Origin of the sequence: Candidatus Oscillochloris fontis (assembly GCF_004138135.1) — a bacterium.
Classification (GTDB): Bacteria; Chloroflexota; Chloroflexia; order Chloroflexales; family Chloroflexaceae; genus Oscillochloris; species Oscillochloris fontis.
Genome location: NZ_RYFD01000040.1, coordinates 15,551 through 42,376, shown reverse-complemented (window position 1 = coordinate 42,376; position 26,826 = coordinate 15,551). Strand labels below are relative to the sequence as shown.

Genomic DNA, 26,826 nt, shown 5'->3' with positions numbered 1-26,826 from the left:
GTCAACAACCGGGAGGTATGGCTGTTGACCGCAGAGGACGGGGAGGGGCGCAGAGGGAGCGCACATGGGTCTATCCTCTGCGTCCCTCTGTGTCCTCTGCGGTCAATAACCGGGAGGTATGGCTGTTGACCGCAGAGGACGGGGAGGGGCGCAGAGGGAGCGCACATGGGTCTATCCTTATGGCTTCAGGACGCCATCCTCACCTCACCCCCGGTTCCTGGAACCGGGGGTGAGGGCCGTCCGGCGGCAAACTGTAACGTACCTACAAACGATGCCCTACCCCCGTACCGCCGCCGCCACCGCCGCGATCTTGGGCATCAGCGCCGCGAAGTTCTCTGGGTTGAGCGACTGACCGCCGTCCGACTTGGCGCGATCCGGGTCGGGGTGGACTTCCAGAATCACCCCATCAGCACCGGCGGCGATGCTGGCCAGCGCCAGCGGCCCCACGAGGTACCACTTGCCCGTACCGTGGCTAGGATCGGCGATGACGGGCAAGTGGGTGCGCCGCTTGGCCAGCGCTACCGCGTTAAGATCCATCGTGTTGCGGGTGGCGGTCTCGAAGGTGCGGATGCCGCGCTCACACAGGATGACATTCGGGTTGCCCTGGGCGATCACATACTCGGCACTCAGCAGCCACTCCTCAATCGTCGCCGATAGCCCACGCTTGAGCAGCACCGGCATTCCCGTGCGCCCCACCTCTTCGAGCAGTTGGTAGTTCTGCATGTTGCGTGCCCCAATCTGCAACACATCGGCGTAGCGCGCCACCAGATCCACGTCGGTTGGGGTCATCACCTCGGTGACGATGGGCAAGCCGGTCTCGTCACGCGCCTGGGCGAGCAGTCGGAGGCCCAATTCGCCCAGCCCCCGGAAGGTGTAGGGTGAAGAGCGCGGTTTGAAGGCTCCGCCACGCAGCATCGAGGCACCCGCCTCGCGCACCGCACGCGCCGACTCCATAATCTGCTCCTCGCTCTCCACCGAACATGGCCCCGCAATCACCACGGTGCTGCCGCCACCCACCTTCACCCCGCGCACCTCCACGATGGTGTCATCGGGGCGCACCTCACGCGACACAAGCTTGTAGGGCTGGGTGATCCGCACCGTCTCCTTTACCCCACTGAAGTACTCCATCTCCTCGCGTAACGTGGGCGGAATGGTGGCTCCCACCACCGCCACAACGGTGCGCTCGGCCCCGATTGTCAGATGGCCTTGCAGGTTGTACTCCTTCAGGCGCTCAAGAACAGCATCAATATCGGCTTGGGTTGAACCAGTCTGCATCACCACGATCATAGAACGATCCTCCTCGGTTTCAGGTTGGCTAAGGGTTGGCGCGGGCATACGGCACAACGTACCGTTGGATATGGCAGCGGGGACGATCTGGTGCATACGAATCACCCCTCGTGAGGAATACGGAACGCCGCCATCTGGGCGGCAAGTTCGGGGCGCAGGTTACTGGCCCCGCGTAGGTAGATATGGATCACCTCGCGAGCAGTGCGCTCGGTGTTCCAGTGGACAAGCACACGGATACAGCGCGGCAAACTACCGGGAACACTCATCTCGTGGCCACACATCAGCGCGGTATCAACCCAGCCCAACTCACGCGCAGCCACCGCCGGAAATTCAGCATTCAGGTCGGGAGTAGTGGTAAAAATAGCACTGGCAACATCTTCGGGCCGTAGGTCGTTCGACGCGATCATCAGTTGGAGCATCTCGCGGGTTGCAGCCAGAATCGCCTCGCGGCTATTCTCGTCGCAGGTGATCGCGCCACGGATACCCCGGCACCAGATGGTCATACCTCTTCCTCTCTGCTAAACACCGGAAACAACGAAAGGGCGTGAGGCCCGGCTGCCTCACGCCCTCTACACCAATTGTCGAAATGACAGAAGTTTCTAGACAGTGCGCAGCGACCAGGCCATATGTAGGCTGGTAAACCAGTAATAGCTAAAGCTGTTGGCCAGAGTTGGCATTGGGCTAGGCTACTCCAAGAATCATAGCTGCGATGGGCAGACTATACCACACACGGTGTAGATCGTCAATGGATTCTACGAGCCGAGTAACTCCTCAGCCTCGATGATCGCCTGGGCAATATCCTTCATCTTGGCGCGCTTATCGCGGGCACGTTGGCGCAAACGCTCATAGGCATCGCGCTCATTCAAGCCCAAGCGCTGCATCAGGATTCCCTTGGCACGCTCGATCAATTTACGGGCTTCTAACGAGTCCTCAAGTTCATTCACTTGGGTACGCAGGCTTTGCACCTCTTTGAAGCGCGCCAACGCAATATTGATCGCCGGTGGCAGTTCATTCTCATTCACTGGCTTGACCAAATAGGCCAGCGCACCCGCCGCCTCGGCCTTGCGCACGGTCTCTTTGTCGGCATAGGCAGTGAGCATAATAATCGGCACTGCCATCAGGTCGCGAATGCGCGCCGCCGCCTCCGTGCCCTCCATCTCCGGCATGCGGATGTCCATCATGATCAAATCTGGCTTGAGGCGTCCGGCCAGCGTAATCGCTTCGGCTCCGTTACGGGCAATGCCGACCACATCATAGCCTAGTCCCCTCAGTTGCTCTTCGAGCGTGAGTGAGACCAGATCGTTATCTTCAGCGATCAAGATTCTGGTTGCTGCCACGGTGCTGTCCCTCAAGCTATTACAGTCGTTTCGTGAGATCGATCATACCATACTTCCTACGCCTGTGCCTAGGCATTGTGGGACGAAGCATCGGGTATGTGCAACGTCACCTCCGGTGGAGGTTCGAGGGTGGCTTTTCCGCCCTCGAAGATCTTTTTTTGGTATTGTTTGACGGCTTCGCCGCCAAACAATACCAAAAACTGGGTTTTGGGGCGCAGCCCAAGGGCGTTGCACATGCCCTACTTGCGTCTCACGTCGCTTGCGATGAACCAATTTTAATGCTATCATGAACCCAAATGAATTGACGATCTTCGGGGCAGGGTGAAATTCCCGATCGGTGGTAGAGCCCACGAGCGTGTTGCGAGGCACGCATGATCCGGTGAAACTCCGGGGCCGACGGTTACAGTCCGGATGTAAAGGAGATCGTGCAGACGACGGTATGATTGTGCAGCCTCCTGGAGGTTGCGCTCTTCTTCGCCGTATAGTTGCGTAGGTGCGGCAGTGTGCCGTTCCTCTGCGATATCCGTCTGCCTGCCCCGAAGCCAATGGCTGCGGGGTTTTTTGTTGCCCTGCGGCGATGGAGCAAGCCCGTATGCAGAACTCTCTTCCTCTCCAGCGCACCATGATTGATGCCACCCGTCCGGTGCGGCGGCGCTTCGATCTGCATTGGCTCGGTCTGCCAGTGGCATTACTGGGTCTGCTGGCACTCTGGCAGGCGGTGGTTAGTTGGGGCAACTATCGGGCCTTCATCCTCCCAGCCCCTAGCCAGGTCTGGGAGCGCTTTATCGCCACTGCCGCAAGTGGTCTGCTGTGGCGGCACACCTCGGCGACCCTGGTTGAAGCGCTAGGGGGCTTCGGGATCGCGCTCATCCTCGGTCTGACACTGGGCTACCTGTTGGCGCATAGCCCCTGGCTGGATCGGGCATTCAGCCCGATTCTGGCCGCTAGCCAGGCGGTGCCGGTGGTGGCGGTTGCCCCGCTGATTATCCTCTGGTTTGGGCCGGGACTCCAGTCCAAACTGCTGATTGCCGCACTGATCACCTTCTTGCCCATTCTCCTCAGTACGGTGATTGCGTTGCGGGGTATTGCCCCCGAACTGCGTGAGATGGCCCTGATCAGCGGGGCCAGCCGTTGGCAAATCTTGCGTTATGTAGAATCATCGCTGGCGCTGCCGGTGCTCTTTGGCGGTGTGCGGACTGGCTTGGCGCTGGCGACCACCGGCGCGGTGGTGGGCGAGTTTGTGGCCGGGCGAGAGGGCTTGGGTGCGCTGATCAATATCGCCCGTGGCCTCTTCGATACTCCGCTCATCTTCGTGGCGCTGCTCACGCTGGCCACCATGACCCTGCTCTTCTATCTGCTCGCCACCCTGCTGGAGCGTCTGCTTGTGCGTTGGGAGGCATAGGTTTCTGTCTATCGAAGGAGGTCCGTGTGTTCAAGCGTCTCTGGATGGTTCTGACCGTTGCATTCATTCTCGCTGCTTGTGGTGCGCCGGCGGCTACGACTAGCCCCACCGCCGCACCAACCACGCCCCCGACCGCTGCGGTCGCCACCGAGCCAACCCCAGCCACCCCGGAACTGCGCCGGGTCACGCTGGCGATGTCCTACATCCCCAACATTCAGTTCGCACCCTACTATGTCGCGGCGGCCAAGGGCTACTATGCCGAGGCTGGCTTGGAGGTCGTCTTCGACTACAACTTCGAGAATGATGTCGTCACTCGCGTGGCTGCATGGCCGGAGAGTAAGGTTGAATTCGCCACCGCCAGCGGTACCTCAAACCTGCTGGCGCGCCAGAATGGCTTGCCGGTCAAGACGGTCATGACTCTTTACCAGCAGTTCCCGGTGGTCTTCTTCGCCAAATCTACCATTGGCCTCCAGAGTGTCGAGGATCTCAAGGGCAAGACGGTAGGTATTCCGGGCCGTTTCGGTGAGAGCCTGTATGCCCTCATGGCCATCCTCTACGCCAACCAGCTTGACGAGAGCGTCATGAATGTGCAAGAGATCGGCTTCACCCAGGCCCAGTCGGTGCTTGAGGATAACGTACAGGTGGGGATCGGCTATGGCATGAACGAGCCGGTTGTGCTGCGCCAGCAGGGGATTGAGGTTGATGTGCTGCGCGTCGCCGATGTCTATGATCTGGCCGCAAATGGGATCGTGGCCAGTGAACAACTGATCGCGCAAGACCCGGAGTTGGTGCGAGCCTTCATTTTGGCCTCGTTGCGTGGCCTCGCCGACACCCTGGCCGATCCTGATGAAGCCTTCACCCTTAGCCTCAGTTTCATCCCCGAAGCCCAGTTGGGTGATGTGGAACTCCAGCGCCAGGTGTTGGTTGAGAGCCTGCCCTACTGGACGAGCGCTCAGACAGAGGCCGAGGGTTTGGGCTTTACCAATAGTGAGACCTGGGTTAAGACCGAGGAGTTTATGCGGGCGGCGAGCCTGCTCACCCAGCCCGTAGATGTGAGCAGCGCCTTTACAAACGAGTTTATTCAGTAGGGTGACGGCTGCGCCGCCTCCGAAGATCTCTTTTGGTGTTGTTTGGCGGCTGTGCCATCAAACAACACCAAAAAATTAGGCTTTGGGGCATAGCCCCTTGACATTTCCTTCTTGAATGCTGTAAACTATTGATTGATTAGTCAATCAATAGTTTACAGGAATCCCCCTATGCCGCCACGCGATGAACAGGACTACGAACAGCGCCGCCAACAGATCATCGACGGGGCACTGTCCGCCTTTTCGGCCAAGGGCTTTGAGAAGACCTCGAACAAGGATATTGCCGAGGCGGCCAAAATCGGCTCGCCGGGGCTGATCTACCACTACTTCAAGGACAAGGTGGATCTGCTGCACCGGGTGGTTCTGGAGCGCATGCCGCTGATCCAGATTATGGATCATGCCGAGGAGATGTTCGATCTGCCTCCAGAGGTTGCGCTGCCAGAGCTTGCGGCTCGGTTGCTCAAGGCTGCCGAGCAGTGGCCAACGGCGGCGATTGCCAAGGTGATCATTGCTGAATCGATGCACAACCGCCGCGTCGCGCAGTTGGTGAACGAGATTGGCCCAGGGCGCGGGTTGCGTATTCTCGCTACCTACCTAGAGCGCCAAATGGATGCCGGACGATTACGGCGTATGGACCCGCATGTGGCAGCCCGGATGCTGGTGGGGCCGATTGTTTCCTATGCGCTGACCCGCTACATCTTCGAGCAAGCGGAGATCATGCATGTGCCACCGGCAACAATGATTCAGGTGACGATTGAGGGCTTTTTACAGGCAATGCAGCCTGAGTAGTTAGCGCAGATCGCCTTGGATCTCGCGGTAGCTGTTGATGAACCAGCGCGTGACGGTGCGGTAGCGATCCTCACTGCCGAAGAGCAGTTGGCTACTGGCGCTCTCTGGCTCGGCCATGCCCACCCCGCCCAAGCTCTGTTCACTCACAAAGACATACAGCGGCTGGTAGAGCAGGATGCTGGGGGCCAGTTCGATCCAGCGGCGCTGGAAGGCGGCATAATCGGCGCTACGGGCACCGATCTCGCTCTCATCGTGGGCACTCTCTAGCAGATTGTCAAGCTCAGGATCAGCCAAGCCGGCATAGTTGAAGGCTTCGAGCGAGTGCCAGAGGGCGTAGACATCGGGATCGGCCCCCAGGCGCGCCCAGCTATGCAGGGCGAGGGTGAAGGTATGCTCGGCGAGGCGGCGTTGGAGCTCGGCGCTGGCAAGTTCTTCCACCTGCACCGTCACCCCGATCTCGGCCCATTGGCGCACCACCTCATCGGCAGCCGCACGGCGGCGCGGATCGGTATCCACGATCAACTCCAGGCTCAAGCGTTGCCCATCGCGCTGGAGCATGCCATCCGCTCCTGGCGTATAGCCAAGCTCGGCCAACAGCGTTGCTGCGGTGGCCTTATCGTCACGATACCAAGCAATATCCGGGTTGTAGGCCCACGATCCAGGCAGGATGGGGGTCGCAATCGGGCGCGCCATCCCCGCCATGACCTGCTCGATCAGCGCGTCACGGCTGAGACCATGCGCTAAGGCTTGGCGGAAGGTCAGGTTGTCGAGTGGGGTGCTCCGCAGATTGAAGGTGAGCAACGTATACTCATCGAGCGGCACCAAACTGCGCCGCAGTCGATCCGCGAGGCTGGCCTGGGCAAGACTCTGGGATGGGTCGGGACTGACATCCACCCGCTCGCCATAGGCACTCGCATCGGCGCGGGAGATCGCGGCGCGGGCAGCTTCGAGCGAGCCAGTAAAGCGCAATTCGAGCGAATCGAGATAGGGACGCCCCGCATAATAGTCCGGGTTGGCCAGCAAAACCGCCCCATCAGTGCGCAGTTCGCGCAGGCTGAAGGGGCCAGTGCCGACCAACATCGTTGCATAGCCAGTTGTCACCCACTGTTCCGGCGGCATCCCGGCGAGGAGGTGCGCGGGAAGGATGGGCACCCGTGCCACACTCAGGAAAGCCGCCATCGGTGCGGGGAGTGTACAGCGCACGGTAAGGTCATCCACGCGATCCACCAACACATCCTGCCAGATCTGAGCCAAGGCGGGTTCACCGGGTTGCGCAATAGATTGCAGAGTACGCAGCGTGAAGATGACATCATCGGCATTGAACGCATCGCCATCGTGCCATGTCACCCCCTCGCGCAGATGGAAGGTATAGACCAAACCTGCGGGGTCAATCTCGTATCCAGCCGCAAGGCCCGGTTCAGGCAGGCCATCAGCACCGATGCGCATGAGGCCATCGAAGAGGAGCGCAGCCAGATCACGGCCCACCGGATCGGCCAGCGGGTCGTTGAGGATGGGGATGGGCTGAATGGGGGCACCGAGCAACACTTCGCGATAGCTTCCGCCAGAGAGCGGGTTTGCCACCACCGTGTTGCGTAGCGCCAAACGCCCGAGCAGCCCGGAAACAATCAGGATACTCAGAGCGGCAATGACGATCTGCCAGCGGATGCGTCGAGCCATGTTTTAGGGGAGGTGATGATCGCTGCGATGCAGCAACCAGAATTACACCGCAGAGCCGAAGATCGGCAAGCTGGTGATCAGTGCGAGTAGCAAGAAGATAGCAGCCAACACGATGGTTGCCTGGTGCATCGTCTTTTCAAGGCCACGCCGGGTGTGGTAGATCGAACTCGATGCGTTGTTCGACATGCCAGCGGTACGGGCCTGGAGAACCACCAGAGCAATCAGCATCACGCAGATGATAATCATTGCAATATAGAGGGCCAACTCCACGATGATGTTCCTTTGTACTAATGAGTTCCGCGATCATCAACGTAGGGGCGAAGCATCGCCCTCAATGTGGCATGGGGAACATGGACTACATTGGTAGGCGATGCTTCGCCCCTACATGTTACGTTGGGCTAGTATACCACATGTAAGCGACGAAGCCCCTCAGGGTGTGTTATCATTGGATCGCCGCTATTGTTGCGACACGCACACCGCGCAGCGTCCGTTTGCCCCGAGACGAAGCGATGAGGAGGAACAGATATGCAGTTCGAGTTCCCGGCATACATCACACACCCTCGCCTTATGGAGTGGCTCAAGGAGATGGTGGCCCTGTGTGAGCCGGATAGCGTTCATTTCTGTGATGGCTCGCAGGAAGAGTACGATACCCTCTGCAACCAGATGGTCGAGAGTGGTACCTTTATTCGGCTGAACCCCGAAAAGCGTCCGAATAGTTTCCTCTGTCGCTCAGATCCAAGCGATGTGGCGCGGGTCGAGGATCGCACGTTCATCTGCACGATTGCTAAGAGTGACGCTGGGCCGACCAACAATTGGATGGCCCCCAAGGAGATGAAGGAGACCCTGCTGCCGCTCTTTAAGGGAGCAATGCACGGGCGCACGCTGTATGTCATTCCCTTCAGCATGGGGCCGCTGGGATCTCCGATTGCCCATATTGGGATTCAGATTACCGACTCGCCCTATGTGGTTACCAATATGCGGATTATGACCCGCATGGGTAAAGCGGTCTATGATGTGCTAGGCTCGGATGGCGAGTTCATCCCCTGTTTGCACTCGGTGGGTGCGCCCCTGGAAGCGGGCCAGCAGGATGTGGCCTGGCCCTGCAATCCGACCACCAAGTATATCGTTCACTTCCCCGAAGAGCGTGCGATCTGGTCGTATGGTTCGGGCTATGGTGGCAATGCACTCCTCGGAAAGAAGTGCTTCGCGCTGCGTATCGCGTCGTCTATGGCGCGCCAGGAGGGTTGGCTGGCTGAGCATATGCTCATCCTGGGCGTGAAGGAGCCGAGTGGGCGCAAGACCTATGTGGCCGCCGCCTTCCCCTCGGCCTGTGGCAAGACCAACTTTGCCATGCTCGTGCCGCCCAAGGAGTTCCGCGAGGAGGGCTGGGAAGTCACCACGGTGGGTGATGATATTGCCTGGATCAAGCCAGGACCTGACGGTAAGATCTATGCGATCAATCCTGAAGCGGGCTATTTTGGGGTCGCACCCGGTACGTCCTATGACACCAACCCTAGCGCGATGGAGAGTTGTGTCAAGGATACCATCTTCACCAATGTGGCCCTCACCGATGATGGGGATGTCTGGTGGGAGGGGCTGAGCAAGGAGAAGCCCGCACACCTGATTGACTGGAAGGGCCAGGATTGGACGCCGGAAAGCACCACGCCCGCCGCGCATCCCAATGCACGCTTTACCGCGCCCTCAATCAATAACCCGGTGCTCGATCCCGCTTGGGACGATGCCAAGGGTGTGCCGATCAATGCCTTTATCTTCGGTGGGCGGCGCAGCGGGACGGTGCCGCTGGTCTACCAGGCGTTCAACTGGATCTATGGGGTCTATCTGGCTGCAACCATGGGTTCAGAGACGACCGCTGCCGCCTTCGGGCAGCAGGGTGTGGTGCGGCGCGATCCGTTCGCCATGCTACCCTTCACTGGCTACCACATGGCCGACTACTTCAACCACTGGTTGCAGTTTGGGCGCATGATCTATAACCCGCCACGCATCTTCGGCGTGAACTGGTTCCGCAAGGATGAGAAGGGCAAGTTCGCCTGGCCCGGCTTCGGCGATAATATGCGCATCCTCAAGTGGATCGTCCAGCGCTCACACGGCGAAGCCTTTAGTGTCGAGAGCCCGATTGGTTGGATCCCCAACTACGAGCACCTCGATTGGCGTGGGCTGGACTTCAGCAAGGAGCAGTTCAACAAGGTCATGAACATTGATACCCAGGAGTGGCAGCAGGAGATCTTGCTGCATGAGGAACTCTTTATCAAGCTCTATGACCGGCTGCCCAAGGAGTTGCTGGATGTACGCAATCTGATCCTCTCCAGCCTCTGGCGCACGCCGGATAACTGGGGCGCAACCCACGAGTAGGAACATCCGCCTGCGGCGGTGGGGTGTGGGGCGGCTTCGCCGCCCCACACTTTTTTTGTCATGGTTTTGGCGGCTTCGCCGCCAAAACCATGACAAACATGATGCAACGGCACACGCCCTACGGTGCTGCTTCAATCCGTACTTGCGCCCAATCTGTAGCGATGATGCCCTGGGGCGTGAAACTCAACCCCACCACATGTGGGCGAATGAGGATGTTCACCGTGGGGTTGAAGAGCGGCAACCAGCCGACTTCACGCACGGCGATCTGTTCCGCTTGGTTGTAGAGGCGCAGCCGCTCCGCACTGCGCGCCGGATCACCGATCTGGTCGGCGCTGCTGGTGAGTTGGTCAAACTCGGGGTTCGACCAACGCCCGTTGTTGTAGGGCGAGTCGCTCTGGAGTTGCAGCGAGAGGAAGTTGTGCGGATCGGGGTAGTCGGCCCCCCAGACGCTCAGGTAGAGTTGCAGGCTCTCTTCAGCTTTGGGATCGGCTGTCAGCGCATCCAGACGGGCTACAAAGGTATCTATCGGCAAGCCGTCAAGCTCGACCTCGATCCCCAATGTATCGCGCCAGTTGCGTTGGAGCGCCTCGGCTACCTGCTGGGTGTCGGTATCATAGGCGTAACTCAGGCTGATGTTGGGCAGCCGCACCCCTGAACTATAGCCAGCTAACCCCAGTGCCGAACGCGCCCCTAACGGGTCGTAGGCGTGTGGGGTGATGGGTAGCTCGCTACCCAAAAAGCCCGGCGGCAAAATACGACCAGCAGGGAGCGCTTGCTGGGCCAAGACCTGATTGGTCAGGGTCTCTTTATCTATTGCCTGGGCAAATGCCTGGCGCACATAGACGTTATCGAAGGGCGGGCGCTGGTTGTTGAAGCCGATATAGCGCAGCACCGGCGCACTGGCCGAGCGCATATCGGGCAGATTGCGCATCTCGGCAACATGTTGGGCCGGGATACCGTTTTGGATGTTGCCCATCATATCGAGTTCGCCCGCTTGGTAACTGCGGAAGGCGGTGCTACTGTCGGGGTAGAAGATCAGTTCAATGTTACTCACCCCCGGCGGGCCGACCCAGTAGTGCGGGTTGCCCTCTAGCACCAACTTGCCCCCCGGCTGATGCTCCTTGACCCGGAATGGCCCACTGCCAAAGGCGCGGTTGACCCAATCGTCCCCGGCGGCATCAATCTGCCCTGGAGGCACCACAAAGGCCAGCGCATAAGTGAGTTGGGAGAGAAAATAGCCGCGTGGCGAGTCGAGGGTGATCTCCAGCGTGTGCGCATCCAACGCCCGTACCCCACTCAATTCCTGGCTCGCACCCGTGTGGAGCGCCTCGGCACCGACAATATGCTTGAGGAACTCAAAGGCGAACGCGCTGCCCGTATCGGGGGCGATGGTGCGCCGCAGCGCGTCGGCAAAGTCCTGCGCAGTGACGGGCGTGCCATCACCATAGGCCAGGTTTTGGCGCAAGGTGAAGGTGTAGACCGTGCCGTCGGCATTGGTCTGCCAGCGTTCGGCCCCATCGCCCACCACCGCCAAGTTGGGATCGAGGCGCACCAACCCCGCAAAGACCAGATTGATGGCGATGTTGGTCTGGTAATCCGCGACCCGCGCCGGATCAAGGCGGGTAATGTCATTCACCCCCTCGATACTCCAGCGCAACGTACCACTCGGAGCCAGCGGGGCAGGCGGCGGTGCGGGGGTGCATCCGACGAGCAGCCCGATCAGCACCAGGAATGCGACGAACAGGTTGGCAAAACGGCGGGTGCGGTACAAACCATTCATAATACCATTCCAAGTATCTGGGCCAGATCGCGTAAGGTCTGCTGATACCCGGTAACATTGGCCCCATCGGCGGCAGCCGAGACAACACTCCCAGCCATCATATGCAGCACAGCCAGCGCAGTGGGGGTGTTTAGGTCATCCTCTAAGGCGGCCAGGAACTCAGCGCGGGGAACATCGGGCGCGAGAACTGGCCCTGCCCCTCCCTCCAGATCCAACGCCATGTGCAGCAGCCGCACCGCCTCGGCTGCGTGGGCGACCTCGGCACGCTGGTAGTCGAACTCCTGGCGGTAGGGCTGGCTAAAGAGGTACCAGCGCAGCGTATCGGCGCTATGCTCCTTGAGCGCATCGCGCGCAAAGACGAGGTTGCCCAATGATTTGCTCATCTTCTCACCATCGAGCCAGACGAGGCCGGTATGCATCCAGATCTGCACAAAGGGGCGCTTGCCGGTCACGGGTTCAATCTGGGCAATCTCGCAGGGGTGGTGCGGGAAGATCAGATCGGCCCCGCCACCGTGGATGTCAATCTGTTCACCCAGATAGCGAGTGGCCATCGCACTACACTCGATATGCCAGCCTGGCCGCCCCAAGCCCCACGGGCTTGGCCAAGTCGGATCGCCCGGCTTGCCGGTCTGCCAGAGCACAAAATCGAGTGGATCGCGCTTGAACGGGTCGCTGGGGTTATTGCCGCGCTGGTTAGCGACTGCGAGCAGTTCATCGTAGCCCATACGCGCCATCTTGCCGAAGTCGGGGTCACTCTGGACGCTGAAGTAGACATTCCCCGCAACCACATACGCATGACCAAGTTCGATCAGGCGCTCAATGATCACGATCATCGTGCCAATCTCTTCACTCGCACGCGGGAAGTAGGTCGGCATGAGAATATTGAGCGCCGCATAATCGGCCAAGAGTTGCTGAGTCTGATGTTCGGCCAGATCCTGCCAACTAACACCATCGCGGGCGGCGCGCTCAAAGAGCGGATCGTCCACATCGGTAACATTCTGGCAATAGCGCACCTCGGCCCCATGCCAACGCAAGAAACGCACGAGCAGATCGAAGATCAGGAAGGTACGGGCGTGGCCGATATGGGTCGTGTCGTAGGGCGTCACCCCACAGACATAGAGCGTCACGGGGCGATCAGTGGGCAGAACAAAGAGATCTTTCTCGCGTGAGAGCGAGTTATAGAGACGCATGATCACTCCTCAAGTAGTAGGGGCAAAGCAGCACCGACAAATCCCCTGCGGGACTCCGTGGCTCATGATGCGCGATGCTTCGTCCCTACGGGTAGACCCTGGGTATGCAGATCATAGGTAGACGGATCAATCATACAGCGCGTCACCAGGATCGTACTATCATCGTGCGGTTCAGCCCCATCGCTAAAGGCGAGCACCGCATCAATGATCTGTTGCACAATCTCGGCCACACTGAGTGAGCGCGGCAGACTCGCCACGAAGGCTTCGAGACGCTCAAAGCCATACAGCTCACCAACACGATTATGTGCCTCAACGATACCATCACTCATAAAGATCATTGTATCGCCGGGAACCAGATCAACCTGAAGATTGGTATAGGTAGAAGGCAGCGAGGTACCAATCGGGAGGCCACACACATCCAGAAAGGTATACTCGCTGCCACCATCGGGCAGGGTATGAATCAGCAGCGGCGAGATCATCCCCGCATTGGCGATCACCATCTGCTGTTCGCCGGGATCATAGATGGCGATGAGCAGGGCGGCATTCATCTGATTGGCTTGCAGGCGGATACACAGCGCCTCTTGCATGGCATCGAGCATCTCACCGGGGCGGTCGAGCACCTGTGCTTGAGACTCCAGGGTTGAACTGGTGAGAGCCATCAGCAGGGCCGCCGCCACCCCTTTGCCAGAGATGTCACCAATCGCAACCGCAGCGCGGCCACCGGGTAGCGCCATATAGGTATAGAAATCGCCACCCACCTCACTCGCCGGTAATGAGCGGGCATAGACGGTGAGTAACTCACTCTTCCAAGGCGGGCTACTCGGCATCAGTCCCATCTGAATATCGCGGGCCAGAATCAGGCCGTGGCGCAGCCGCTCATTCTGATCGGCAATCTCATTCAGGCTCGCCTGAAGCCGTTCGGCCATCTGGTTGAAGGTGTCGGCGAGATGGCCCAATTCATCGCGGGTGGGCACCAGCATGCGATGATCCAGGTGACCAGCCCCTAGCTCATGCGCACCTTCAGCCAGGGTACGCAGTGGCCGCACGATCCGACCGGCTTGGTAGAAGGCCCAGCCTATCGCCAACAACCCCACCACACCCACCACGCTGGTGAGCAGAATGGCGCTCCGGTAGACCTCGGTCAGAAACTCGGCGGCGGGTTGTTCAACCACCACCGACCAACTCGCATGGGTGACCGGGCTGATCAGGGCGCGCGCACCGACCATCTGTTCGCCATTCGCGCCAGCATATTCGCCCACTGTATCTTGTTCGGCAAAGAGGATGGACATATCAGAGGCAGGTTGCCAGCCCTGAGTGCGCGAGGCCAGCATCAGGGTATGTTGAGGGTCAATCAGGAAGGCGACTTTGGTATTGCCCTGCACTGCGAGTTGTAGAATCTGGCTGATACGGGCCGCACTCACCTCGGCACTCATGGCACCGACGAGGACACTATACTGGTTACGAATGGGCAGCACGACCTGAAAGTAGGGATTCCCATCGGCTCCCAACCGAATCGGGGTTCGCCCACCCTGACCCAGTGTATAGGCTTGGGTAAAGAGCGCCGTATCGCCGGGAGCCGGTTCGATCCGCCCGGCAAAGATCGAGCTTACCGCACTCGCCACCTGGGTGCCGCTGGTATCAACAATAACCAAGGCACGCAGATCCGGTGAACTATCGGCGAGGCGGTGGGTTGTAGCGTTGAGGTAGGGGCCAGGCATCTCAGGATGCAGGTCATAGGAGGCACGCAGGAGCAGTTGCTCAAGATCGTAGAGGAAGGTCGAGACATTACTTGCGATCTGGTCGGCAACCGCCTGTTGCGACGAATAGGCGTGGCGTCGCTCGACATTGAAGAGCACCCCGATCAAGAGTATGCCGACAATAGTCAACGGGAGGGTGGCTGAAATAAGGTATGACCAACGCAGCCATGTCGTAATACTGGTACGACGGCGAGGGGAGGAGTTCTGATTACGTGGCGCACTGCTTGGGCGCACTGGCAAGATGCTTCCCTGGCGATCCATTGCGGTCTGCCCTAGCTAGAGAGTGCCTACTGCCGATCTATCGCGCCCAGATACTTGAAAATGCATTATAGCATAGAGGTAGTAGCCTTAGGGGGCAAGGGGCACCTGATCGATCAGATCGGGATCGATCTTGAGCACGGTACTAGCCATCCAGCCCTCGGTCGCATCGGGGGTGCGGATGCGATACCAATCATCCTCACGTTCGAGGAGGGAGACCCGTGTGCCTTTGCGCACGACGGCGACCACAGATGTATTGGTACTCGGCCCACTGCGCAGATTGGCGTTAATGGTGGCTTCGGCTTGGGGGGGCACGGGCGTAGCGGTTGGGGTTGCACTAGGGCTGGGGGTGGGTGGCCGGGTCGGGCGCGGAGTCACCGGAGTGACACTAGGGAGGCGGGCAAGGGTGGGGAAGGGGCTGGGTTGCGCGGGCAGAGCGGACACGAAGTTGCCACAGCCAGCCAGCACTAAACCTGCAAGGAAGAACAGGAGCGCACGGAGGACAGCGCCACGGTGCATCATAATCGTACTCCTTCAACGCCAACGGCCTACCCGCATAATGCAAAGGTAGGCCGCTGTTCGCTGCTCTACTCTGTGATCCTGGTTGCTCACAGAGAATGTCTCGATATGGTCGGGGCGAGAGGATTCGAACCTCCGACCTCCGCGTCCCGAACGCGGCGCTCTACCAGGCTGAGCCACGCCCCGACGAAACTGCTAGAGCGGCGAATGGTGCCGAAGGTGGGACTCGAACCCACATGAGGTTGCCCTCAACGGTTTTTGAGACCGTCGCGTCTGCCATTCCGCCACTTCGGCGCAACGGGTGGATTATAGCAGAGGTCGCCTACGGCGTCAATTTTTACCCTCCGGTGGGGGTTCGGGGGCGGCTACGCCGCCCCCGAAAATCTTTTTTTGGTGTGTTTTGGCGGCTGCGCCGCCAAAACACACCAAAAATTGGAGTTTGGGGTGCAGCCCCAAGAACGTTGCCCATGCCCTGTCTGGTGAGAGTTCAAGGGCAATTACAATTCATCAGCGGCGGCGAGCAACGCCGCGATCCGTTCCGGGGGCAGAGGCGGATGTTTGCGGCGCAGGTAGATCTCCAAGGCGCGACGCGGCGTTAGCCCCTCTAACAACTCCGCTTCGTTCGCGTAGCGACGACGGCTCGCACGTTCGACCGTAATGGTGATCGCGGCAATCACGAACGCCCCGGCCTGCTCCAGCAGAGTACGGATCTGCTCCTCGCGCAACACGGCGGTCTGCTCGCGGGTGGCCTGGAGTTCGACCCGTACCACCGCATCGTGCAGATTGTGGCGGCCAATCAGCGTCGCTACCAGTTCGAGTGGATCGCTGCTTGAGCGCAGATCATGTTCGATACTCACAAAGGGGCGCGCCGCAAGTTGGTGGAACTGCCAGCGGGCAGCGCCGGGTTCGAGTTCGACGATCACACAGCCTTTGGGTTCTTCGCGCTCACCAAAATCTACCCGCTCGATACTACCGGGGTAAACAAGCGGCGGCTGAATGCCGATCACCTGGTGCTTGTGGATGTGGCCCATGGCCACATAATCAATATTCGCCTGGGCCAACACCGAGCGCGACATGACCAGATCTTGGCCCAGCGTCATGGCCCGTTCGGCCCCCAGTTCAGCCCCGTCCACACTACCGTGAAAGGCCAGCACTGCCGGGATGCTTGGATCGAGTTGGGCCGCTTTGTCGATCACAAAGCCTTCCAGACGGCGGCGCAGTTCATACTCGATCTCAGCGAAGGAGGCTCCACGCATCTCCTCGCGGGTCATGAGGTTGTGGCGGGTGACCCACGGCAGCGCGATGATCTGGAGTGGGCCGGAGCGGGTTTGGATCACATGCAGGCGCAGCCGGTCGGCAATCGTAATGCCATCAATATCGAGCGCCTCAAAAATCTCGACTGAATGGGCTCGCCCCAACGAGGCCGAAATATCGTGGTTGCCGGTGAGGATAAAGACCGGCACACCAGCGGAACGGATGCGATGCAGGCGGCGCGCAAACTCGCGCTGGTGGGTGGGATTGGGCGAACGGTTCTTGTAGATGTCGCCCGCGATCAGTACCAGATCAACCTCGGCTTGCAAGCCCAGTTCGATAGCCTCATCCAAGCGGCTCAGGTAATCGAGCAAGCGGGTATGCATGCCGCTCGCTGGGTCAATACGACCATAGTTCTCGACCCCAATATGGAGATCGGCAAGGTGAAGGAGTTTGATCATAGAGGAATCATAACGAGACGGCTGGTGAGGCCGTCTCGCACCATGGGTGCTGGAGGCTAGAAGATAATCCCAAAGATGACAGCAATCACAAACTGCACAATGAAGGTACCCACCACCGCCAGCCCCAGGGTGATGATCGCCTTGGACTGATCATGGATGTTCATGCTCGACTGGACGGCGATATAGGCGAAGTAGGCTTGGACGAGCAAGATGAGCAGTGTAACCAAGGCACCGAGCAGGATAAAGAGACCACCCAGCAGCGGAATAGCACCCAAAATCCAGACAACCAGTTTCAGGAGAGCAGCAACTAACGTCAGTGGCGCAACAAAGAGTGCAAAGGTATAGGCAACCTCATCCCAGGTTCCGGTACCCTCGGCAATATTGCGCCCAATGTAGAAGACCATGCCGGTAAAGATGAAGAAACCGATCAGCGCACCAAGCGCTGAGGAGAGCAAGCCACCAATGCCGCCCGATAGCCCCAAGATACCGCTAATGATCGCGGCGATACCAACATAGATCGCGGCACTGGTGGTGTTCCCGTGGCGCTCGTAGCGCTCGAAGGTCTCAACACTCGGGTTGGTGATAATATCCCGACTCTGGTTGATCATTTCGGGAATAGAGACTTGTGGATTGGACATAGGGAGCCTCCTTACACATATGGTCGGGCGGGTGTCGTCCGCTTTGCCTGTATAGTATACGCTGTTGCATAGAATTATGTTGCGGCTGAGCGGATCTCTTTACACTTCGTGCGCTCGTTATCCCACATTATCCCACGTTATCCCACATGAAATCGGGCATCTGCGAGGGATAGAGCCTCGATTGCATCTACTTCAAAAAACCGCACGAGTGTTCGTTGATCTGTCAAGAGTTTTGCGAACGTGCGTTCGTTTCCTGGGTGATATGCTATACTTGCAAGGGGGCGCATCGTGATGCGCCCCCTACGGATGCCACATTGCATAACGTGATGTGCATGGGGCTACGCCGCCTGGCTTCGACACGCTCAGCCAGCGGTACCGCTGGCTGAGCGTGTCGAAGCCAGCGTGTCACATTTCCCGTACCCCAGGAGTGCTTCATGGCAGAGCGGATCATCTATCTCGATCATGCGGCGACCACCCCGCTCGATCAGCGGGTTTTGGCGGCAATGCTGCCCTATCTCAGCGAGCAGCCGGGCAACCCATCGAGTATCCACCAACTGGGGCGGGCGGCGCTGCATGCGATTGACGATGCGCGGGAGGCAGTAGCGTTGGTGCTGGGCTGTGCGCGCAAGGAGCTCATCTTTACGGGTGGCGGTAGCGAGAGCGATAATCTGGCGATCAAGGGTGTGGCCCTGGCCCAGCAGCAGCGCGGGCGCGGCAACCACATTATTACCAGCGCGATTGAGCACCATGCGGTGCTGCACGCCATCGAGTACCTGGAGCAATTCGGCTTTACGTCAACGCAACTCCCGGTTGATGCGGCGGGCCGGGTGCGCCCGGACGATCTGCGCGCCGCGATCCGCCCGGAGACGGTGCTCGTCTCGGTGATGTATGCCAACAACGAGGTCGGGACGATCCAGCCGCTTGGCGAACTGGGCGCGATCTGCCGCGAGCGGGGTATCCCCTTCCACAGCGATGCAGTGCAGGCAGCCGGGCTTTTGCCCTTGGATGTCGAGAGCCTGAATGTGGATCTGCTCACCCTGACCGGGCATAAGTTCTACGGGCCGAAGGGATCGGGGTTACTCTATGTGCGCCACGGTACCCCACTCCTCCCCCAGATCAACGGGGGGGGCCAGGAGCGGCGGCGGCGCGCTGGTACCGAGAATGTGCCGGGGATTGTCGGGCTAGCCACGGCCCTGACGCTGGCCGAGGAGCAACGATCTGCGACGGTGGCCCGCCTGCGCCACCTGCGCAACCGCCTGATTGATGGGGTTCTGGCCACGATCCCGCGCAGTTGGCTCAATGGCGACCGCGAAGAGCGGCTGGCCAACAACGCCAACCTCGGTTTTGCATGCATCGAGAGCGAGAGTCTCTTATTGCTGCTCGACCAACAGGGGATCTGTGCCAGTGGCGGAAGTGCCTGTAGTAGTGGCGCAATCGAGCCATCACACGTTCTGACGGCCATGGGCTTGCACGCGGAGGCCGCCAACGGTTCGCTACGCTTCTCGTTGGGGCGCACGACCCAGGCTGAAGAGATCGAGCATGTGTTGGCGATCATACCCGCACTCATCAACCGCCTGCGGGCGGTGGTGACGTGTTAAGCCGTGGCTCTACGCCTCACCTAGAGCTTCCCGCAGTGTATCGCGCACGTGGGTTAACTGCTCCGCCATCTGGGTGAGTGTCTCGCGATAGTGAGGATCGAGGCGGTGATTAGCCCCGATACGGGCGCACATGCGCTCAAAGAGCGTGGCTGTTGACGAGAGATCGGAGGGCGGTTCGATGAGTTGACGATTGGTGTGCAGCAGATCTTCTATTGTGTTAAGCACCTGCTGTAATTGCTGCTGATGCTGTTTCGCCAGCCGCAGTTCTTCGCGGAGTCGCTCCACCTCTGCTTCGTGCTGGCGTTGGCTGATCCGCAGATCATTCAGTTTGGCCGAAAGTTGGGCCACCTGCGACTCAAGCCGGATGCTCGTCTCCAGCGGGTGCGCTGGTGGCGTGGGCCGCAGATCAGATGTGCCAAGCAACCGACGCACACGACGGGTAAGCGGGGATGTACGTTCCATCAAGGCAGCACCCTTCGAAATTGGGCGATGATCGCCGCGCTTTGATGTGCAGAGATGGAACTATTATAGCGGATTGTACGTGAATGTGTAGTAGAAGAATACTGAAAAAGCGTTGATGCTATATACTTAGGGGCGCACCAGATCAAATCCGATTCGCGTCACGCTCAGGCTGAGGCTGCGCCCATCTGGTTCGGGGCTGGCTGGGGCACGCAGAGAGATCGAACTCTGCCCAGGCGGAATCCTGATGGTAAAGCGGTAGATACGCGGCTGCCCTGCGCGGACAATAAAGCTTCCAAGCATGTGCTCTTGCTGGAAGATGCTCAGCATGCGCTGGATTCCTGCATCACCAAAGGCTTCCGCCTGCACCTCCAAGACTAGATTCTGCGCCTCTGGATGCGGGTTCACCAGCCAAATGGTCGCCTCGGCCTGCATCCAACGCCAACGACGAGTCGCATCTTGCTCCAAACGGTACCATCCCCGACCTAAAAAGAGGAACGGCTCACATACCGCCGGAGATGGAGGTAACTCATACCAGATCGTTGCGGAATCCTGGCCACTTGGAGCCACCGGGGCCGCCGCGATCTGGGTCAATACTGCCTCGATCTCCGCGATCTGCTGGGCGGTCACCTCGTTTCGCTCAACCAAAATGTGGCGCAGCGGAGCGTAACATTGGGCGGCATGTAGCATGGCGGCGGTATCCACAATATCGGAGCGTAGCCACGTCTGCATCGTGATCAATTGACCGATGTGGGGCATATCGAGCGCTGGGTATTCAGGTCGCCGCGAGACATAGCCACCAATCATCGGCTGTTCATGGCTGATCTGGTGGAGGAGCGAACGACTGCTCTCCTGGTTCTCGTAGGGCAGATCGAGCACCGCGCCGGGGCGCTCGCGCAGCCCCGCCACGAGCGGCGACGCATTGACGAGGTAGAGATCGCGGCTGCGAGGCGGCCAGAGTTCCCAGGTGGCCAGCAACATGACCGCTACCAGCAGTATGGTGGCCCGTTGGGGTGGCATCCGCCGCATCAGGGATTGAAGACCTAGAGCGGCAAAGATGGCGGCCACAACTATGATCGGTACCGCGTAGAGGTTGGGGCGGCGGGCGGTGCTGATCAGGGGTAACTGCTCGATCAGCACATAGGGCATGGGAATGCCGGTATTCTGCCCGAAGACATGCAGGTTGGGGCCAAGCGCAATCAGGAAGCCGAAGCCTGCCGTGAGCAACAAGCGCCAGTGTTGGCGTCCGTGCTGCCAGATTCCTACCCCGGCTAATCCGAGCAAAACCCAACCCGCAGCCGTATACGAGCCTTCAAAGCTAAAGGCTCGCGGGCGCACCGCCTCAATGAAGGTAGCGGATGTATCAGCAGCGAAGAGCGGCGATAATGCCGGGTAAAAGAGGCCGAACAGGTCGAGTGAGAAGCCGCGCACATACGCCTGCCACCCCGGATTGGCGATACTATCCTGAATGGGCAGTTGGCTGCGTACCTGAGCAATCGCAATCAGCAGCGGGGAGGTGAAGAGCAGCACCACGCCGGCAAAACTCAGGTAACGCCGCAGCCGCCAGCCGCGATCCGCCCGCAGTGTCAGGCCCGTGAGCATCCATACCAGGGTATAGACCATGCACACCAACGTCCAATACCAGTCGGTGAGCATGAGCAGCAGCACCAGCACCCCGGCCCAGAGTAGTGCGCCCCAGGTGCGGCGTTCTTCCAGCCGGATCAGGGCGAGAAAATAGAAGGGCAGCCAATACATGCTGGTCAGGTTGAGTTGGTTGGTGAGCAGCCGACCGAGCATGAAGGGTGAGGCCAGCACCAAGGCTCCGGCGAGGAGGGGCAACCGATAGCCAGGGACAAAGGCCCGCACGAGTACAAAGACACCATAGCCGGTTAAGGCACTGGCCATGATCATGGCTGTGTTATAGGCGGCAGTCGGCCCAAAGATCAGACTGACGGGTAACGCCACCAGCGCCCCCGGCGCACTGATCGCCTGGAGATACATCTGGAGGCCATCGGGGTAGTAGAGCAACGGGTTCCAGAAGGGGTTTTGGCCATGAGCCAGTGCCCAGCGCATCCACCACATATTCCAGACATTCTGGATACCATCCTGAAAGCTGCGCGCAAAGCCCATAAAGCCATGATCCCAATAACGGGCGAGTGGCCATGTGAGGGCGAGGCTAAGCAGTGTATAGAAGAGGAGTGCAAGCGCATCCAAGCGCCGGGGAGAAGAAGGCATAGGTGTGAAAGATGGGCAAGATCAGCGATCTTGCCCACCATAATCAGATCGAGGAGGGGCTAATGTACCTTCACCGGCTCATTCATTTGTGGCGCTTCGCGCTTACTCTGCCAGATCGCCCAGATTAGGGCGATCCCACACACCAACATAGATCCTAGCACTGCCGGGCTTTGGCGATCAATCGTCACCACAATCGGGGCGATGATCAGCGCGACCATGTTGATCACCTTGATCATCGGGTTGAGCGCGGGGCCAGCCGTGTCCTTGAGCGGGTCGCCTACGGTATCCCCAACCACCGATGCCTTGTGGGATTCGCTATGCTTGCCGCCGTAGTTGCCCTCTTCGATATACTTCTTGGCGTTATCCCAGGCACCACCGGCGTTAGACTGGAAGACCGCCATGAGTTGGCCAGAGAGGATGATCCCGGCTAGGAAGCCGCCCAACGGCGCGACTCCCAGCAAAAAGCCGACCAGGATCGGCACGATCACCGCGATGATCCCCAGGCTGATCAGTTCCTTTTGGGCGGCGGTGGTCGAGATCGTCACTGCACGCTCATAATCGGGGGTTACTTTGCCCTCCATGATGCCGGGGATGCGGAATTGGCGGCGCACCTCATTGACGATCTGGGCGGCGGCGCGTGAGACGGCGCGGATGGTGAGCGCCGAGATCAGGAAGGGGATGGCCCCACCGATCATCAGGCCGATGAAGACATCGGGGGCGGCGATGTTGATCGAGGTAATCGCCTCCTGGCCCACCTGCACGAGCACCTTATTCACGTCGGTGAAGAAGGAGCCATACAACGCTACTGCCGCGATCACAGCGGAACCGATGGCAATCCCCTTGGTGACCGCCTTGGTGGTGTTGCCCACTGCGTCCAGGTCATCCATGACGTTGCGTGCATTCTTGTCCAGCCCCGCCATTTCGCCGATACCGTTGGCGTTATCCGAGATCGGCCCGAAGCTGTCCATCGAGATGGTGTTGCCGGTGAGCAACAGCATGCCGATGCCAGTCAGCGAGACGCCATAGAGGACGGCGGTAAACTGGGTGGCCACCGGCTCTCCCGCATAGATCAGCACCGAGGAGAAGATCGAACCGGCGATGACCAGAATGGCCCATACACTGCTCTCCATGCCCAAGGCGAGGCCAGAGAGAATATTGGTTGCGGCACCCGTCTGGGATTGCTTACTCGTCTCTTTGACCGGCCCAAAGTGGGTACTGGTGAAATACTCGGTAAGCTTATCCAACACCAGCGCCAGGATAACCCCGGAGAGAACCGCCAGGAAGGGTCGCCAATCCACTACCCCGGTGGTCTGATCAACCATAAAGAAGGGGGTTGCCGCTGCACCGGCCAGCACCGCGATGCCCGCCGCCACATAGAAGCCCCGATTCATCGCCGCCATGGCGTTGCGGCGCTTCTCATCGGTACGCACAAAGCTATTACCGATCACCGAGGCCACCACCCCAATCGCGCGCAGCACCAGCGGGAAGATGATGAAGCGCAGGTCATACTGACCATCGCCCAGCGTACCGCGCACCGCATCACCCAGCACGAGGCCGAGGATCAACGCGGAGACGAGCGTCACCTCAAAGCTCTCGAAGACATCGGCGGCCATCCCGGCACAGTCGCCGACATTATCGCCCACGAGGTCGGCAATTACCGCCGCGTTGCGCGGGTCATCTTCGGGGATACCGGCCTCCACCTTGCCGACGAGGTCAGCGCCGACATCGGCGGCCTTGGTGTAGATCCCACCGCCCACACGCATGAAGAAGGCAATCAGCGAGCCACCGAAACCGAAGCCGAGCAGGGCATCGGGGGCGGCAATCCCAAAGACCATGAAGATGAGCGTGCCACCGAGCAGCCCCAAACCAACGGTGAGCATACCCGTCACCGAACCAGACTTATAGGCAATCTGGAGCGCCGGATTGTAGCCCTTGCGCGAGGCAGCGGCCACGCGCACATTGCCCTCGACGGCCACATTCATACCGACAAAGCCGACGGTATAGGAGAAGAGTGAGCCCATCAGGAAGGCGACTGCGCGGCCCAACGCGACCCACATCTTCGCCGCTTCAGGCGTCCCGAAACGTTCAACCGCCTCAGTCGTGGGCGGAATAACAAAGACACTTGCCCCCAACACAAAGGTCAGAACCGCAATCAGGATCGCAATCGTGCGAAACTGGCGACTCAGATAGGCATTCGCACCCGACTTAATAAAGCCCCACACCTCCTGCATCTTGGCGGTTCCCTTATCCTGAGCCAAGATCTGGCTACGCAGAATAAAGGCATAGGCAATGCCCAAGAGCGAGATCCCTAACACCACATACACTGCGGTTTGCTGAAGCGGTTCAAGCTCCTGCATATACAACCCCTTCGTTGTCATCAAGCGGACAAGCTACTGCCGGGGTAATTATAACGCCTCTTCCGCCTGATTATGGCGGAAGAGGCGTGCAGGTGGGGATGTGTGGCGGCTGCGCCGCCACACCAGACCAACAACGAGACTTAGACAAAGAGCGGCGCGAAGACGAGCGAGACGATGCTCATCAGCTTGATCAGGATGTTGAGCGAGGGGCCGGAGGTGTCTTTGAAGGGATCACCGACCGTATCGCCGACCACGGTGGCCTTGTGGACATCGGACTTCTTGCCACCATAGTTGCCAGCCTCAACAAACTTCTTGGCGTTGTCCCAGGCACCACCGGCATTGGCCATAAAGATCGCCATCAGCACGCCAGTGACGAGCGCACCCGCCAGCGTCCCACCGAGTGCCTCTTTACCCAGGCCAAAGCCGACCACCAGCGGGACGGCCACGGCCATCACACCGGGGATGATCATCTCGCGCAGCGCCGACTGCGTCGAGATGCTGACACAGCGGTTATAGTCAGGCTCGCCGGTACCCTCCATGAGGCCGGGGATGGTCTTGAACTGGCGGCGCACCTCATCCACCATCGCGCCCGCTGCACGCCCGACCGCCTCCATCGTCAGGGCGGCGAAGAGGAAGGGCAACATACCACCCACAAAGAGGCCCACCACCAACTGGGGATCGGTTAGGCTGACCGCCTGGAGATCCACAGATGCAGCATAGGCGGCGAAGAGACCGAGTGCGGTGAGCGCTGCCGAGCCGATGGCGAAGCCCTTGCCGATGGCGGCAGTGGTGTTACCGACCGAGTCGAGGGCATCGGTGACTTTGCGCACCTTGGGATCGAGATGGGCCATCTCGGCGATACCACCGGCATTATCGGAGATCGGGCCATAGGCATCAACCGCGACGGTCATGCCGGTGATGCTGAGCATACCGACAGCGGCCAGGGCGATGCAGAAGACGCCCTCACCGGCGATATTCTCACCGATCCAGTAGGCCACCAGGATAGCGACACCGATCACCAGAATGGGGGCGACGGTGGACTTCATACCCACCGCGAGTCCCGCGATGATGTTGGTGGCCGCGCCGGTCTGCGACTGTGCCGCAATGCCCTGCACCGGCTTGAAGTCGCTGGAGGTGTAGTACTCGGTGATGAGGCCGATGAGAATACCAGCCACCAGACCAGCTACGGTAGCGCCAAAATAGACCCAGGAGTTGTAGAGGCCCAGCGAGATTCCGGCGGTGAAGAGCAGGGTCAGACCGCCCGACACGAAGGTACCGATGCGCAGCGAGAGCGACGGGTTGGTACCGCCACTGCGCTGGACAATCAGGATACCGATGATTGAAGCAAGGATACCGGCGCTGGAGATGAGCAGCGGCAACAGCACCAGACTGACACTGCTGGTCGAGTTGAGATAGATCGCCAGGGCCATCGTCGCGATCATGGAGCCAACATAGCTCTCGAAGAGGTCGGCACCCATACCCGCCACGTCACCGACGTTATCCCCGACATTATCGGCGATCACAGCGGGGTTGCGCGGGTCGTCTTCGGGGATACCGGCCTCCACCTTCCCGACGAGGTCGGCACCGACATCGGCGGCCTTGGTGTAGATACCACCACCGACGCGAGCGAAGAGGGCGATAGAAGAGGCACCGAGGGCGAAACCGTTGATGATGCCCTTGCCCACCCCATCATCACCAAAGACAATGTAGAGGAGGCCCACACCCAGCAGACCGAGGCCCACCACGAGGAGACCCATCACCGCGCCGCCGGAGAAGGCCACGCGCAGCGCCTGAGGCATGCCCTGGGTGGCGGCCTGGGCGGTACGGACATTGGCCTGGGTCGCGACGCGCATACCAAAGTAGCCTGCGGCTACCGAACACGCCGCCCCGAAGAGGAAGGCGACCGCCGTCATGGGGTGCATCACATCGGCAACGAACCCAACTGCGCCGATGATCGCCGCAACGACTGCCACAAAGATGACCAGGACTTTGTACTCACTCGACAGGAAGGCCATTGCACCGTCTTGGATCGCCTTGGCGATCTGCTGCATGCGATCATTTCCAGCATCATACTTATTGATAACGCTTGCAGTGAAACCGGCAACCAGGAGGGCGATCAATCCGCTAATTGGGGTGATCCAAACTAACCCGCTCATGTTGTACTACCTCGTACTACAGCTCTCGACACCAACGTCCGAACTTTATGCCTATGCTTCCGCCATTGGATACAGTTGACATGCAAACGGCCAGACGAAACGATGCCTCCTGGTTATCGTTATTTTTCCTGCAACGTGGGGATTGGGGTAGCGTAGTCGCCCCAAGATAGTGTTTTGTCGTGGGTTTGGGGCTTACCCCAATAACTCTGCCCATGCCGTG

General features: G+C 59.7%; 20 protein-coding genes, 2 tRNA genes and 1 riboswitch. Of the genes, 5 read left to right on the top strand and 17 right to left on the bottom strand.

All coding sequences use genetic code 11. The features are described from left to right. Positions 1–276: 276 nt before the first annotated feature. From aroF to EKD03_RS14135, 3 genes are all read right to left on the bottom strand, one after another. Complete coding sequence (gene aroF, locus EKD03_RS14145; RefSeq protein WP_129632103.1) at positions 277–1,287, bottom strand: 3-deoxy-7-phosphoheptulonate synthase; 1,011 nt, start codon at positions 1,285–1,287, stop codon at positions 277–279. Between the two features lie 101 nt (positions 1,288–1,388). Further along, on the bottom strand, positions 1,389–1,790 hold the full coding sequence (gene aroH / locus EKD03_RS14140; protein WP_129632091.1) for a chorismate mutase: 402 nt from the start codon (positions 1,788–1,790) through the stop codon (positions 1,389–1,391). A gap of 249 nt (positions 1,791–2,039) precedes the next feature. Beyond that, the gene (locus EKD03_RS14135; protein ID WP_129632088.1) at positions 2,040–2,624 is read right to left on the bottom strand and encodes an ANTAR domain-containing response regulator; all 585 of its coding nucleotides are present in this window, start codon (positions 2,622–2,624) and stop codon (positions 2,040–2,042) included. 303 nt (positions 2,625–2,927) lie between these two features. Then, positions 2,928–3,052: riboswitch (FMN riboswitch) on the top strand. A gap of 164 nt (positions 3,053–3,216) precedes the next feature. On the opposite strand from EKD03_RS14135, the gene EKD03_RS14130 reads away from it, so the two are divergent. The 3 genes from EKD03_RS14130 to EKD03_RS14120 all read left to right on the top strand — a co-directional run bounded on the left by EKD03_RS14130 (position 3,217) and on the right by EKD03_RS14120 (position 5,900). Then, entirely contained in the window at positions 3,217–4,026 is an 810-nt protein-coding gene (locus EKD03_RS14130; RefSeq protein ID WP_174842876.1) for an ABC transporter permease, read from the top strand. 26 nt (positions 4,027–4,052) lie between these two features. Beyond that, positions 4,053–5,114, top strand: coding sequence for an ABC transporter substrate-binding protein (locus EKD03_RS14125; RefSeq protein ID WP_129632085.1), 1,062 nt, complete (start codon positions 4,053–4,055; stop codon positions 5,112–5,114). Positions 5,115–5,282: 168 nt separating this feature from the next. Then, the gene (locus EKD03_RS14120; RefSeq protein ID WP_129632082.1) at positions 5,283–5,900 is read left to right on the top strand and encodes a TetR/AcrR family transcriptional regulator; all 618 of its coding nucleotides are present in this window, start codon (positions 5,283–5,285) and stop codon (positions 5,898–5,900) included. On the opposite strand, the gene EKD03_RS14115 is transcribed toward EKD03_RS14120, so the two are convergent. Continuing rightward, complete coding sequence (locus EKD03_RS14115) at positions 5,901–7,577, bottom strand: peptide ABC transporter substrate-binding protein (protein WP_129632079.1); 1,677 nt, start codon at positions 7,575–7,577, stop codon at positions 5,901–5,903. It lies immediately after the preceding gene. A 42-nt stretch (positions 7,578–7,619) separates the two neighbouring features. Continuing rightward, entirely contained in the window at positions 7,620–7,847 is a 228-nt protein-coding gene (gene secG, locus EKD03_RS14110; RefSeq protein ID WP_129632076.1) for a preprotein translocase subunit SecG, read from the bottom strand. Between the two features lie 255 nt (positions 7,848–8,102). On the opposite strand from secG, the gene EKD03_RS14105 reads away from it, so the two are divergent. Beyond that, positions 8,103–9,947 (top strand): phosphoenolpyruvate carboxykinase (GTP), encoded by a 1,845-nt coding sequence (locus EKD03_RS14105; RefSeq protein ID WP_129632073.1) that lies wholly within the window; start codon positions 8,103–8,105, stop codon positions 9,945–9,947. Between the two features lie 118 nt (positions 9,948–10,065). Here the strand turns inward: EKD03_RS14105 and EKD03_RS14100 are convergent, their stop codons facing one another. The 8 genes from EKD03_RS14100 to EKD03_RS14065 form a co-directional block, all read right to left on the bottom strand. Further along, on the bottom strand, positions 10,066–11,727 hold the full coding sequence (locus EKD03_RS14100) for a peptide ABC transporter substrate-binding protein (RefSeq protein ID WP_129632070.1): 1,662 nt from the start codon (positions 11,725–11,727) through the stop codon (positions 10,066–10,068). Further along, the gene (cysS, locus tag EKD03_RS14095) at positions 11,724–12,917 is read right to left on the bottom strand and encodes a cysteine--tRNA ligase (RefSeq protein ID WP_129632067.1); all 1,194 of its coding nucleotides are present in this window, start codon (positions 12,915–12,917) and stop codon (positions 11,724–11,726) included. Before cysS ends, EKD03_RS14100 begins: the two co-directional genes overlap by 4 nt. Before the next feature lie 62 nt (positions 12,918–12,979). Further along, positions 12,980–14,935, bottom strand: a complete 1,956-nt coding sequence (locus EKD03_RS14090; RefSeq protein ID WP_129632064.1) for a SpoIIE family protein phosphatase — start codon at positions 14,933–14,935, stop codon at positions 12,980–12,982. Between the two features lie 87 nt (positions 14,936–15,022). Then, positions 15,023–15,454 carry an SH3 domain-containing protein gene (locus EKD03_RS14085; protein WP_129632061.1) on the bottom strand — a complete coding sequence of 144 codons (432 nt, stop codon included), beginning with the start codon at positions 15,452–15,454 and terminating at the stop codon, positions 15,023–15,025. A gap of 106 nt (positions 15,455–15,560) precedes the next feature. Beyond that, a tRNA-Pro gene (locus EKD03_RS14080) sits at positions 15,561–15,637 on the bottom strand. A gap of 22 nt (positions 15,638–15,659) precedes the next feature. After that, positions 15,660–15,745: transfer RNA gene (locus EKD03_RS14075), tRNA-Leu, on the bottom strand. A 203-nt stretch (positions 15,746–15,948) separates the two neighbouring features. Next, positions 15,949–17,163 (bottom strand): metallophosphoesterase family protein, encoded by a 1,215-nt coding sequence (locus EKD03_RS14070; RefSeq protein ID WP_129632058.1) that lies wholly within the window; start codon positions 17,161–17,163, stop codon positions 15,949–15,951. 56 nt (positions 17,164–17,219) lie between these two features. Next, entirely contained in the window at positions 17,220–17,801 is a 582-nt protein-coding gene (locus EKD03_RS14065; protein WP_129632055.1) for a YIP1 family protein, read from the bottom strand. A 434-nt stretch (positions 17,802–18,235) separates the two neighbouring features. On the opposite strand from EKD03_RS14065, the gene EKD03_RS14060 reads away from it, so the two are divergent. Next, the gene (locus EKD03_RS14060) at positions 18,236–19,399 is read left to right on the top strand and encodes a cysteine desulfurase family protein (RefSeq protein WP_129632052.1); all 1,164 of its coding nucleotides are present in this window, start codon (positions 18,236–18,238) and stop codon (positions 19,397–19,399) included. A 9-nt stretch (positions 19,400–19,408) separates the two neighbouring features. Here the strand turns inward: EKD03_RS14060 and EKD03_RS14055 are convergent, their stop codons facing one another. The 4 genes from EKD03_RS14055 to EKD03_RS14040 all read right to left on the bottom strand — a co-directional run bounded on the left by EKD03_RS14055 (position 19,409) and on the right by EKD03_RS14040 (position 26,606). Further along, a complete protein-coding gene (locus tag EKD03_RS14055) occupies positions 19,409–19,861 on the bottom strand; it encodes a hypothetical protein (RefSeq protein ID WP_129632050.1) in 453 nt (150 codons plus the stop codon). 126 nt (positions 19,862–19,987) lie between these two features. Continuing rightward, positions 19,988–22,093 (bottom strand): hypothetical protein, encoded by a 2,106-nt coding sequence (locus tag EKD03_RS14050; RefSeq protein WP_129632047.1) that lies wholly within the window; start codon positions 22,091–22,093, stop codon positions 19,988–19,990. Positions 22,094–22,152: 59 nt separating this feature from the next. Beyond that, the gene (locus tag EKD03_RS14045) at positions 22,153–24,450 is read right to left on the bottom strand and encodes a sodium-translocating pyrophosphatase (protein WP_129632044.1); all 2,298 of its coding nucleotides are present in this window, start codon (positions 24,448–24,450) and stop codon (positions 22,153–22,155) included. A gap of 140 nt (positions 24,451–24,590) precedes the next feature. After that, positions 24,591–26,606: a sodium-translocating pyrophosphatase gene (locus EKD03_RS14040; protein WP_129632041.1), complete on the bottom strand. Its 2,016-nt coding sequence runs from the start codon at positions 26,604–26,606 to the stop codon at positions 24,591–24,593. Positions 26,607–26,826: the final 220 nt, after the last annotated feature.

What these genes read in the sequence shown, in the direction of transcription:
- EKD03_RS14130 (WP_174842876.1), top strand. Translation starts at nt 3,217, where the DNA reads ATGCAGAACTCTCTTCCTCTCCAGCGCACCATGATTGATGCCACCCGT.
- aroF (WP_129632103.1), bottom strand. Translation starts at nt 1,287, where the DNA reads ATGATCGTGGTGATGCAGACTGGTTCAACCCAAGCCGATATTGATGCT.
- EKD03_RS14115 (WP_129632079.1), bottom strand. Translation starts at nt 7,577, where the DNA reads ATGGCTCGACGCATCCGCTGGCAGATCGTCATTGCCGCTCTGAGTATC.
- EKD03_RS14105 (WP_129632073.1), top strand. Translation starts at nt 8,103, where the DNA reads ATGCAGTTCGAGTTCCCGGCATACATCACACACCCTCGCCTTATGGAG.
- EKD03_RS14060 (WP_129632052.1), top strand. Translation starts at nt 18,236, where the DNA reads ATGGCAGAGCGGATCATCTATCTCGATCATGCGGCGACCACCCCGCTC.
- EKD03_RS14100 (WP_129632070.1), bottom strand. Translation starts at nt 11,727, where the DNA reads ATGAATGGTTTGTACCGCACCCGCCGTTTTGCCAACCTGTTCGTCGCA.
- aroH (WP_129632091.1), bottom strand. Translation starts at nt 1,790, where the DNA reads ATGACCATCTGGTGCCGGGGTATCCGTGGCGCGATCACCTGCGACGAG.
- cysS (WP_129632067.1), bottom strand. Translation starts at nt 12,917, where the DNA reads ATGCGTCTCTATAACTCGCTCTCACGCGAGAAAGATCTCTTTGTTCTG.
- EKD03_RS14090 (WP_129632064.1), bottom strand. Translation starts at nt 14,935, where the DNA reads ATGGATCGCCAGGGAAGCATCTTGCCAGTGCGCCCAAGCAGTGCGCCA.
- EKD03_RS14040 (WP_129632041.1), bottom strand. Translation starts at nt 26,606, where the DNA reads ATGAGCGGGTTAGTTTGGATCACCCCAATTAGCGGATTGATCGCCCTC.
- EKD03_RS14065 (WP_129632055.1), bottom strand. Translation starts at nt 17,801, where the DNA reads ATGTCCAATCCACAAGTCTCTATTCCCGAAATGATCAACCAGAGTCGG.
- EKD03_RS14120 (WP_129632082.1), top strand. Translation starts at nt 5,283, where the DNA reads ATGCCGCCACGCGATGAACAGGACTACGAACAGCGCCGCCAACAGATC.
- EKD03_RS14070 (WP_129632058.1), bottom strand. Translation starts at nt 17,163, where the DNA reads ATGATCAAACTCCTTCACCTTGCCGATCTCCATATTGGGGTCGAGAAC.
- EKD03_RS14055 (WP_129632050.1), bottom strand. Translation starts at nt 19,861, where the DNA reads ATGGAACGTACATCCCCGCTTACCCGTCGTGTGCGTCGGTTGCTTGGC.
- EKD03_RS14050 (WP_129632047.1), bottom strand. Translation starts at nt 22,093, where the DNA reads ATGCCTTCTTCTCCCCGGCGCTTGGATGCGCTTGCACTCCTCTTCTAT.
- EKD03_RS14045 (WP_129632044.1), bottom strand. Translation starts at nt 24,450, where the DNA reads ATGCAGGAGCTTGAACCGCTTCAGCAAACCGCAGTGTATGTGGTGTTA.
- EKD03_RS14085 (WP_129632061.1), bottom strand. Translation starts at nt 15,454, where the DNA reads ATGATGCACCGTGGCGCTGTCCTCCGTGCGCTCCTGTTCTTCCTTGCA.